The following is a 9,626-nucleotide window of genomic DNA, read 5'->3' on the forward strand; positions in this document are numbered from 1 at the left end:
CGCCCATGTTGCACACTCCCATGCCTCGCCGCGCGGCTGGCTTCACGCTCATTGAATTGATGATCGTGGTGATCGTCATCGGCATCCTGGCGGCGATCGCCATTCCGTCTTACCAGGAGTACGTGCGCCGATCGCATCGCGCCGTGGTGAAGGCGGACCTGGCCGAGTATGCGCAGCGTGCGGAGCGCTACCACACCAGCAACAACTCCTACACCGGCTACGCACTGCCGACCAAGGTGTCGCCGCGTGATGGAGGGACTGCGCGCTACAACCTGGATTACAAGGGAGACGGCACCAGCTTCACCATCACCGCCACCCCGCAGGGCACGCAGGCCAAGGACAGCTGTGGCAAGTTGAGCGTGGACCAGGCCAACCGCAAGACGGCCGACGGTGGCGTTGCCAGCTGCTGGTGAAACAGGTGTTGATCTTCCTGTAATCGACCAGTACAATGCGCCTCCCCGCCCGAATAGCTCAGCCGGTTAGAGCACTTGACTGTTAATCAGGGGGTCGTTGGTTCGAGTCCAACTTCGGGCGCCAGATACTACAGAAGCCGCGAGAAATCGCGGCTTCTGCTTTTCTGCGCAGGCATTCAGCAGGGTGTATCGCGGTTCACGCGCTCACTCCGGACGCGGCCGCCATTGTTGACGATCAATGCGCCATGCAGCTGGTTGCCCGCGCAGATGCGCAGGGTCAGGTTGGCCCCCGGGCTGCGTCCATCTGCCTGGAAGAACAGCAGCGGACGCCCGCTGCTGGCCTGGGCAAGGATCGAGACGTCCGAGCGCCCGGTGTGGTGGCTCAGGATCGCCTCCGGCGAGGCAGGCTCCCCGCGCTGGTCGCCGCTGCGGTAGATGATCCAGCCGGCGCTCCAGTCGTCACTGCAGTGCCGGCCGTCGACACTGGCGCAGAGGCCGATCAGCTCCCGTCTGCGCACGGCCTCGCTGCGTGCGCCGGACAGGCTGGCATGCAGGGTCAGTTGCAGTGCATCGGCGCGTTGCCGCAGCAGCAGGGGCTGCAACGCCGGCCAGGACGCGGCCAGCAGCACCGCCAGCACAGTGATGACCACCAGCAGTTCGGTCAGGTGCACGCCCCGCGCAGAGCGGGGGCCGAGCGGGCAGGGGGCTTGGGCAGTGCGCATGCATCCAGCCTCCGCGCCCGGCTGTGCGGCCGCCATCGGGAATCCCCGTAGCGGTCTGCCCGGAGACCCCTCAGCCGGCCGTCACCCCTCGCCCCGTATACTGACCCTTCCCGGGAACTGGCAACACCATGAGCGACAGTTTTGAACTTGTCTCGCCGTATTCGCCGGCGGGCGACCAGCCCAACGCCATCGCGAAGCTGACCAGCAACTTCGAGGCCGGCATCGCCAAGCAGACCCTGCTGGGCGTGACCGGCTCGGGCAAGACTTACACCATCGCCAACGTCATCCAGAACGTTCAGAAGCCGACGCTGATCATGGCACCGAACAAGACGCTGGCGGCGCAGCTGTATGGCGAGTTCAAGGCGTTCTTCCCGCACAACGCGGTGGAGTACTTCGTCAGTTATTACGACTACTACCAGCCCGAAGCCTACGTGCCGTCGTCGGACACCTTCATCGAGAAGGACAGTTCGATCAACGAACACATCGAGCAGATGCGGCTGGCCGCGACCAAGACCCTGCTGTCGCGCCCGGACGCGATCGTGGTGGCCACGGTGTCCGCGATCTATGGCCTGGGTGCGCCGGAAGACTACCTTTCGCTGCGCCTGATCCTGTCCAAGGGCGAGCGCATCGACCAGCGCGACCTGATCAACCACCTGACCCAGCTGCAGTACACGCGCAATGAGTACGAGCTGCAGCGCGGTACCTTCCGCGTGCGCGGCGAAGTGATCGACGTGTTCCCGGCCGAGTCGGACAGCGAAGCACTGCGCCTCGAACTGTTCGATGGCGAGGTCGAGAAGATCACCCTGTTCGATCCGCTCACCGGCGAGACGCTGCGCAACATGCAGCGCTTCACGGTCTACCCGAAGACCCACTATGCGACCACGCGCGAGCGCGTGCTGGCGGCGATCGAGACGATCAAGGTAGAGCTGAAGGAGCGGCTCGAGCAGCTCTACGCGCAGAACAAGCTGGTGGAGGCGCAGCGCCTGGCGCAGCGCACGCAGTTCGACCTGGAAATGATGGCCGAGGTCGGTTACTGCAACGGCATCGAGAACTACTCCCGGCACCTGACCGGCAAGAATGCCGGCGAGCCGCCACCGACCCTGTTCGACTACCTGCCGCCGGATGCGCTGCTGGTGATCGATGAATCGCATGTGACCATTCCGCAGATCGGCGCCATGTTCAAGGGTGACCGCTCGCGCAAGGAAACCCTGGTTGAGTTCGGTTTCCGCCTGCCGTCGGCGCTGGACAACCGCCCGCTGCGCTTCGAGGAATGGGAGGAGCGCTGCCCGCGCAGCATCTACGTGTCGGCCACGCCCGGGCCCTATGAACTGCGTGAAGCCGGTGACGAGATCACCGAACTGGTGGTGCGCCCAACCGGCCTGATCGACCCGGTGGTGGAGATCCGGCCGGTCGGTACCCAGGTCGACGACCTGATGAGCGAGGCCAACGCGCGCATCAAGGCGGGCGACCGCGTGCTGGTCACCACGCTGACCAAGCGCATGGCTGAAAACCTCACCGAGTACCTCACCGAACACGGTATCCGCGTGCGCTACCTGCACTCGGACGTGGATACGGTCGAGCGCGTGGAGATCATCCGCGACCTGCGCCTGGGCAAGTTCGACGTGCTGGTCGGCATCAACCTGCTGCGTGAAGGCCTGGACATGCCCGAGGTATCGCTGGTGGCGATCCTCGATGCCGACAAGGAAGGCTTCCTGCGCTCCACCGGCTCGCTGATCCAGACCATCGGCCGCGCCGCACGCAATGTGCGCGGCAAGGCGATCCTGTACGCCGACAAGATCACCCGCTCGATGCAGGCGGCGATCGATGAGACCGACCGGCGCCGTGCCAAGCAGGTCGAGTACAACGAAGAACATGGCATCGTGCCGCGCTCGGTGGCGCGCCCGATCGTCGATGTCCTCGAAGGCGCGCGTTCGGATGCCGCCGAGAAGGAAGCCAAGAAGGGTAAGGGCAAGGGCCGGGCGAGTGTGGCCGAAGAAGCGGCCGACTATCGTTCGCTGTCTCCGGCGCAGCTGGCGACCCGTCTCAAGGCGCTGGAACAACAGATGTACCAGCACGCCAAGGACCTGGAATTCGAAGATGCCGCACGGGTGCGTGACCAGATCCGGCAGCTGAAGGAAGCCAGCCTGGGCTGAACGTGGCAGTGCAGCATCATCTTCACAAAAGTGTTGCGCTTCACGGCCCGCATCCGTAATATACGCGGCCTGCACCGACGCAATCGCGGAAATGCAGAAGCAAAACGGGCGGTTAGCTCAGCGGTAGAGCACTACCTTGACATGGTAGGGGTCACAGGTTCGAACCCTGTACCGCCCACCACGAAGTCCTCGGAAGAGGGCTGTCGTGAACTGCAAAGCCCGGCCCTGGCGCCGGGTTTTTACGTAACAAGGCCAGCCTTCGGGCGGCAAGAACAAGATGGGCGGTTAGCTCAGCGGTAGAGCACTACCTTGACATGGTAGGGGTCACAGGTTCGAACCCTGTACCGCCCACCACCTGCTCCCGGCGTTGCCGGTGAAGTGGTGGAAACGATGAAAGCCGGCCCCGGGGCCGGCTTTTTTCGTTCCGGGGAGCCTGGCGTTCCCGCGAAGCTGCATCCGTGCCGGTTCAGTGGCATGAAATCAGTGGGTAATGCTGATCGAACGCTGGATGCGCCAGTGGCCGTCGACGCGTTCCCACAGCTGCGCCACACCTACCCGGGCCAGCGCAGGATGAGGGCTGGCGCCAGTGTCGTCTGGCGATTGCTGGCTGCCCAGCCGCAGCACGCGGTCCTGGCGCAGGTGATAGAGCTGAAGGGGCTGCGCTTCATGCATGGCCTGCCGATCTTCGTTGCGCAGGATCTGGCTGCGCAGGGCATCCTCGGTGGGCCCGCAGCCGTCGCCGAACAGGCTGGAGAACAGCAGGATCAGGGCAAGCATCGGCATGGCACGGTGCTCCAGCGGGAAAGTGCGTGCAGACTGGCATGGTCGGCCGGGCACCGCAGCCGGCCTGCGACGAAGGCGGGGATTGGGCCGCCAAAGGCAGGCAGATGGCGATGAATCCGGGCCGCGCAGGCGTAGACTCGGCGCTACTGCGCAACTGCGCAATTACTGCAAGGAACTGCCGCATGAGTGATCACGTCCCGGTGTCCAGGCCCAATCCGCTCCTGGAACGCCTGTTCGGCGGCAACATGCTGGAAGGCACGTTCAAGGCAGTGATCTGGGTCGCAATCCTGAGCGCGCTGCTGGCGTGGACCACGCTGCGCTGAACGACGCTGCCGCGCCGGGCCTGCCGGGTGGCGGGACCTGCTGACCCGATGGCTCCCGCTGCCGCTGGTGCGGCGGCAGTGCCTGTGCGGGTGCTGTCAGGCGCTGAAGGCCTGGCGCAGGCTGCGCAGGGTGGCCTGGCGATGTTCCCTGGCCGTTGGCTCGCCCATCTCCAGCTCCTGCAGGCGCAGTCCGACCAGAGTCATCGACAACGCATAGCCGCGTGCCGCGTCGGCAACGCGTGACAGGCCCACTGCACGGCGGGCCAGTGCATTCACATGTTCAAGGTCGGGCATCAGTCCCAGATAGGCGCGTTCTGCGCTGTCCAGGTCCGGTGCACGCAGGATCGCGTGAGCGTCTGCGGTGGGGAAGACGGAGGCCATGGGGGTCCTTGTCCGTAGCGGGGGCGCTCGTTCAGAACGAGCGCATCAGGGAAATGAAGGCCGAGGTCTGCGTGCCGCGTCGTGCCATCGGGCTGTCCTTCACTGCATCGCCGAACCACTGGTTGGCCACCACGCCGGTCGCGCGCCACTTCATGCCCAGTGGCGTGCTGACCGCGATCTGCAGACTCGGTGAGGTGGCACTACCCGGACGGTAGCTGGCAAGGCCTGAGCGCAGTGCCTCTTCGTCACTGATGCCGTAGTAGTAGTCGAGCAGCCGTGCACTGGAATGCACGACACCCACCCGCGGCACCCAGGTGAAGCGGCCTGCCTGGATCGGATGGCTGTAATGCAGGCGCGACTCGATACCACCGCCATGGCCGGTCACGTCCCGCATCACGCTGGCCTCGACCATGCCCCAGTCGGCACTGTACTCACCGTTGATGCCCGCCATGGCCGACATCTGCCGGCTGTGCAGGCGGCGCAGCTGAGCATCATTCACGTCGCCGGTCTTGAAGCGCAGGGTGTAGGGCGTGACCGCCGCCGACAGCCGCCACCCCTGATCCTTGTAGAGGTACATGCCAAGTGAGCCGGGGCTGGCGAAGAAGCGCTCGCCCTGCCAGGCGATGGCCGGTACCACCAGCGGTTTGACGTCATAGTGCGCGTACGCACCGGAGGTCGCGCCAGCGCTGATACCGGCCTGCACGCCGGGGTTCTGCCCGGCAGCATGGGCGAGCAACGGCACGCCGAGGGCCGTGGTGAGCAGTAGCGGGCGCAGCAGGTGCGGGGACAGCGACGGCATCGATCAGCCACGTTGCAGGGGATGGCTGCGCATGGTGACGGGGCAACATTGTCAGAACATTGCGCCCGCGCGTTCGGCATGCATGGGCGCAAAATCACGGCGCCAGGCACTATGATCGGCAGCGTTTCCGGTTGACGAGTCCCTGATGCGCATCCTCCTGGTCGAAGACGATCCTGATCTGTCCCGCGCCCTGCAATCGGGCCTGGAGCGGCAGGGCGTGGTCGCCGATGTGGTCGGCAGCCTGGCCGAGGCCGCGCTCGCCTTGCGCGAACCGGTGCACCAGCTGCTGCTGCTCGATCGCCAGCTGCCCGATGGCGATGGCGCCGGATTCGTCGCCTCGGCGCGTGCGCTGCGGCCGAACCTGGCGGTGATCATGCTCACCGCCAAGGGGACGCTGTCGGACAAGGTCGAAGGCCTGGACGTCGGTGCCGATGACTATCTGGTCAAGCCGGTGGCGATCGAGGAACTGATGGCACGCATCCGCGCGGTATCGCGCAGGCCTTCGACGATGGTGACGCCGAGCCTGCGGCTGGGGCGGCTCGAGTTCGATTTCGAATCGCTGCAGGCACAGGTGGAGGGCCAGCCCCTGGCATTGCCACGTCGGCAGGTGCTGGTGCTGCAGGCGTTGGCGATGCGGCAGGGCCGCACGGTTACCCGCAGTGCCCTGGAGGCTGCAGTGTACGGGTTCGATGATGAGATCCAATCCAATGCACTCGATGCGCATATCTCCAAGCTGCGCAAAGCGCTGCAGCAGGCCGGGGCGGGGGTGGAGATCCATGTGATCCGCGGCGTCGGCTACCTGCTGGCGGAGGCCTGAGATGGCCCGTCCGATCCGTTCGATCACCCTTGGCCTGGCTTGGCGCCTGTTCCTGGCGCAGGCCTTCACCGTACTGTTCGCGGTGGTCGCATTGATCCTGACCTGGGGTGACAAGGACTCCTGGGGCATGGACATGTTCGTTGCCGAGGCGGTGGCCAAGGCGGTGCACAGCGAAGGCGGGCGCCTGGTGCTGGACCAGGCGCGCTGGGACAAGCTCGATGCCAACGCCGGGGGAAATCTCTGGTTCGCCGCGGTGGATGACAAGGGCATGTGGCTCGAGCGCGGCACCATCCCAGCCATCCACGCGCCGATGCTCGCGCGGCTGCCGACCGTGGGCGCCACGGAACTGGGCTCGCTGGTGCCCCCCTATCTGGACGTGGCGCGGGTGATGATCCGCAACGAGGACGGGCGCCGCATCACCGTGATGGTCGGTGGCGCGCCCAAGGGCGGGCTGCTGGATGGCGCCCTGATGGTGCTGCGCCTGATCGGCCTGTGGTTCTTCCTGCCACTGATCGTGGTCACCCTGCTTGTGATGCCGACCGTCATCCACCGTGCCATGCGCGGCGTGCGCCGTTCTGCGCAGCAGGCCAAGGAACTGGATATCGGCCAGCCCGGTGCGCGGCTGGATGCGCGGCTGGTCTCCACGGAAGTGGCGCCGCTGGTGGAAGCCTTCAACGATGCCATCGACAAGGTGCAGCAGGGCTATGCAGCGCGCGACAAGTTCCTCGCCGACGCGGCGCACGAATTGCGCGTGCCGATCGCCGTGGTGCAGGCGAGACTGTCTCAGCTGCCGCAGGGCGAGCTGAAGTCGCAGTTGCTGACCGACGTGGCGCGGCTGGGCAATGTTGCCGAGCACCTGCTCGATCTGCAGCGCCTTGACCGCAATGTCGGCGCATTGCAGCGGCTGGACCTGGCCCTGCTGGTGCGTGAGGCAGCCGCGGACCTGGCGCCGTTGGTGGTGGGTGCCGGCTATGGATTCGAAGTGGACGCGCCGGAAGCGCCGGTGTGGATCCACGGCGACAGTCTGGCGCTGGGGCGGGTGATTGCCAACCTGGTGCACAACGCGATCGTGCATGGTGGTGGCCGTGGCACCATCTGCGTGCGGTTGGATGCGCGCGGCTTGCTGGAGGTCAGCGATCAGGGTGCGGGCATTCCAGTGAGCGACCGCGAGGCGATCTTCGAGCCGTTCCATCGCCTGCGCGCGGCGGGCAGCGGCAGTGGCCTGGGCCTGCACCTGGTGAAGGAGATCGTGCAGCACCACGGTGGCTCGGTCAGTGTCGGTGAGGCTGCGGGAGGCGGCGCAAGCTTCCGGGTCAATTTCCATCGCGGTAGCGTCCGGCGCTGACGCGTTTGCGGGGCAAGTCCCGATAGGCAAGCTGCCGCCGGTAGCGGCAGGCTGGACCCATGGCCGTCCAGCTTTCCCCGTCTCCCTTGCTGGGCAGTGGCGCCGCTGCGGCGCTGACACTGGGGGCGCTGGCCTGCGTGCAGCTGCCGCGGCTGCCGCCGCTGTGGGTCAGCACGGTGATGATCGTGCTTGGCATGGCGGGGTGGGGCCTGCGTTGGCGGGGGCGCCTGCCCGCGGTCGTGCTGCTGGGCGCCGGATGGACGGCGATGCATGGGCACTGGGCAATGCAGGAACAGCTGCCGCCAGGCCAGCCAGCACGGGATGTGGTGGTCAGTGGACGGGTCATCGATCTGCCGGACCATGGAGCCGCGCACACCCGCTTCCTGCTGCAGGTCAGCGAGAGCAGCGAACTGCCATCGCTGCGCGGCAAGCGCCTGCAGGTCACCTGGAACGATGCCTGGCGTGCCGCTGACGCCACCGACGCCGGGCGTGGGCGCCATCAGGTCCTGGCCGGCGCGCAGTGGCATCTGGCCTTGCGCGTGCGGGCGCCGCGTTCGCGGATCAATCCCGGTGGTTTCGACGGTGAACGCCATGCGCTGCTGCGCGGCGTGTCCGGCAACGGCACGGTGCGGGCGCCGGCCAGCGCGTGCGAGCTTCAGGCCGCGCATGGCCTGCCGGCATGGCGTGAACGCACCAGCGCCGCCATCGCCGTGCAGGTGGCCCATCCAGCTGCGCGCTTCGTGCAGGCGCTTGCCCTGGGCGATACGCGTGGCCTGTCCGACGCCGATTGGGATCAGTTGCGGGCGCTGGGCCTGACCCATCTGGTGGCCATTTCCGGGTTCCATGTCGGGGTGGTGGCGGGACTGGGGGCGTTGCTGTGCCGAGGGCTGTGGTGGCTGTGTCCGCTGCTGGCCCGGCATTGGCCACGCCCCCAGGCGGCGGCCTGCGCTGCGGCCCTGTCCGCAGCGGGCTATGCGGTGCTGGCTGGCGGTGAATTGCCGACCGTGCGCACCGCACTGATGATCGGGCTGGTGGCGCTGGCGCGTAGCGGGCGGCGCCCACTGGGTCTCGTGCAGGGGCTTGCCCTGGCGGCGCTGGCGCTGCTGCTGCCGGCGCCCCTGTCAGTGCTGTCCGCGGGCTTCTGGCTCAGCTTCGGCGGCGTCCTGTGGCTGGTCTGGTGCCTGCCGCAGGGACGTCCGCGTGGGGTGGTCGCCAACCTGCGCGGGTTCCTGGCCGCACAAGGGGTGGCCAGCGTCGGCCTGTTGCCGCTGGGCATCGCCTTGTTCGGTGGCACCGCCTGGCTGGGGCCGCTGGTGAACCTCCCGGTCATCCCGTGGTGGACATTGCTGGTGGTGCCCTTGTCACTGCTGGGCACCGCCCTGCAGGTGCTGCATGACGGCGCCGGGTGCTGGGCGTGGCGTGCAGCGGCGTGGTTGTTCGAAACCAGCTGGCAGGCCCTGCAGCCACTGGCGGCGCATCCACAGGCGATGTGGTGGTTGGCCGAGGCACCGGCCTGGGCAGTGCCGGCGGCGCTGCTGGGCGTGTTCTGGTGGCTGCTGCCACGTGGTGCCGGGGGCGGGCTGGCTGGCCTCCTGCTGTGCCTGCCGCTGCTGTGGCCATTGCGCGAGCGGCCGGCCGAGGGGGAGCTGGAGCTGCTGGTACACGACGTCGGGCAGGGCACGGCGGTGTTGCTGCGCACCGCGCGGCATGCGCTCTGGTACGACGTGGGACCGCCGATCGGGGGTGAGGGCAGTGAGCGGGTCCTGGTTCCGTCATTGCGCGCGCTGGGGCAGGCACGGCCCGACCGCGTGCTGATCAGTCACGACGATCTCGATCATGCCGGCAACCTGCCGAGCCTGCGCCTTCAGTTGCCGGAGCTGCCCCTGTTGG

At 67.1% G+C, this 9,626-nt stretch carries 10 protein-coding genes and 3 tRNA genes; 9 read left to right on the forward strand and 4 right to left on the reverse strand.

Annotated elements, in window-relative coordinates; genetic code table 11:
• The first annotated feature begins 5 nt into the window (after nucleotides 1-5).
• Both N5E02_RS10740 and N5E02_RS10745 read left to right on the forward strand, forming a co-directional pair.
• Nucleotides 6-413 carry a type IV pilin protein gene (locus N5E02_RS10740; RefSeq protein ID WP_005415966.1) on the forward strand — a complete coding sequence of 136 codons (408 nt, stop codon included), beginning with the start codon at nucleotides 6-8 and terminating at the stop codon, nucleotides 411-413.
• A 47-nt stretch (nucleotides 414-460) separates the two neighbouring features.
• Nucleotides 461-537 (forward strand) — tRNA-Asn (locus N5E02_RS10745).
• 52 nt (nucleotides 538-589) lie between these two features.
• Here the strand turns inward: N5E02_RS10745 and N5E02_RS10750 are convergent.
• Nucleotides 590-1,135, reverse strand: a complete 546-nt coding sequence (locus N5E02_RS10750; RefSeq protein ID WP_005415967.1) for a GspH/FimT family pseudopilin — start codon at nucleotides 1,133-1,135, stop codon at nucleotides 590-592.
• Nucleotides 1,136-1,263: 128 nt separating this feature from the next.
• On the opposite strand from N5E02_RS10750, the gene uvrB reads away from it, so the two are divergent.
• From uvrB to N5E02_RS10765, 3 genes are all read left to right on the forward strand, one after another.
• Nucleotides 1,264-3,288 (forward strand): excinuclease ABC subunit UvrB, encoded by a 2,025-nt coding sequence (gene uvrB / locus N5E02_RS10755; RefSeq protein WP_005415968.1) that lies wholly within the window; start codon nucleotides 1,264-1,266, stop codon nucleotides 3,286-3,288.
• 106 nt (nucleotides 3,289-3,394) lie between these two features.
• Nucleotides 3,395-3,469, forward strand: a tRNA-Val gene (locus tag N5E02_RS10760).
• 98 nt (nucleotides 3,470-3,567) lie between these two features.
• A tRNA-Val gene (locus N5E02_RS10765) sits at nucleotides 3,568-3,642 on the forward strand.
• Nucleotides 3,643-3,768: 126 nt separating this feature from the next.
• Here the strand turns inward: N5E02_RS10765 and N5E02_RS10770 are convergent.
• Nucleotides 3,769-4,071 carry a hypothetical protein gene (locus N5E02_RS10770; protein WP_005415969.1) on the reverse strand — a complete coding sequence of 101 codons (303 nt, stop codon included), beginning with the start codon at nucleotides 4,069-4,071 and terminating at the stop codon, nucleotides 3,769-3,771.
• A 182-nt stretch (nucleotides 4,072-4,253) separates the two neighbouring features.
• On the opposite strand from N5E02_RS10770, the gene N5E02_RS10775 reads away from it, so the two are divergent.
• A complete protein-coding gene (locus N5E02_RS10775; RefSeq protein ID WP_005415970.1) occupies nucleotides 4,254-4,394 on the forward strand; it encodes a hypothetical protein in 141 nt (46 codons plus the stop codon).
• A 96-nt stretch (nucleotides 4,395-4,490) separates the two neighbouring features.
• On the opposite strand, the gene N5E02_RS10780 is transcribed toward N5E02_RS10775, so the two are convergent.
• Both N5E02_RS10780 and N5E02_RS10785 read right to left on the reverse strand, forming a co-directional pair.
• Complete coding sequence (locus tag N5E02_RS10780) at nucleotides 4,491-4,775, reverse strand: hypothetical protein (RefSeq protein ID WP_005415971.1); 285 nt, start codon at nucleotides 4,773-4,775, stop codon at nucleotides 4,491-4,493.
• Between the two features lie 31 nt (nucleotides 4,776-4,806).
• Nucleotides 4,807-5,574 (reverse strand): MipA/OmpV family protein, encoded by a 768-nt coding sequence (locus N5E02_RS10785; protein WP_005415972.1) that lies wholly within the window; start codon nucleotides 5,572-5,574, stop codon nucleotides 4,807-4,809.
• A gap of 145 nt (nucleotides 5,575-5,719) precedes the next feature.
• On the opposite strand from N5E02_RS10785, the gene N5E02_RS10790 reads away from it, so the two are divergent.
• From N5E02_RS10790 to N5E02_RS10800, 3 genes are all read left to right on the forward strand, one after another.
• Nucleotides 5,720-6,391 carry a response regulator transcription factor gene (locus N5E02_RS10790; RefSeq protein ID WP_139726949.1) on the forward strand — a complete coding sequence of 224 codons (672 nt, stop codon included), beginning with the start codon at nucleotides 5,720-5,722 and terminating at the stop codon, nucleotides 6,389-6,391.
• Between the two features lies 1 nt (nucleotide 6,392).
• Entirely contained in the window at nucleotides 6,393-7,736 is a 1,344-nt protein-coding gene (locus N5E02_RS10795) for a HAMP domain-containing sensor histidine kinase (protein ID WP_065177374.1), read from the forward strand.
• Nucleotides 7,737-7,795: 59 nt separating this feature from the next.
• Nucleotides 7,796-9,626: ComEC/Rec2 family competence protein (locus N5E02_RS10800; protein WP_279946244.1), on the forward strand; the 1,831-nt coding region annotated here is incomplete at its 3' end.

Source organism: Stenotrophomonas sp. GD03777 (assembly GCF_029842485.1).
GTDB lineage: Bacteria > Pseudomonadota > Gammaproteobacteria > Xanthomonadales > Xanthomonadaceae > Stenotrophomonas > Stenotrophomonas sepilia.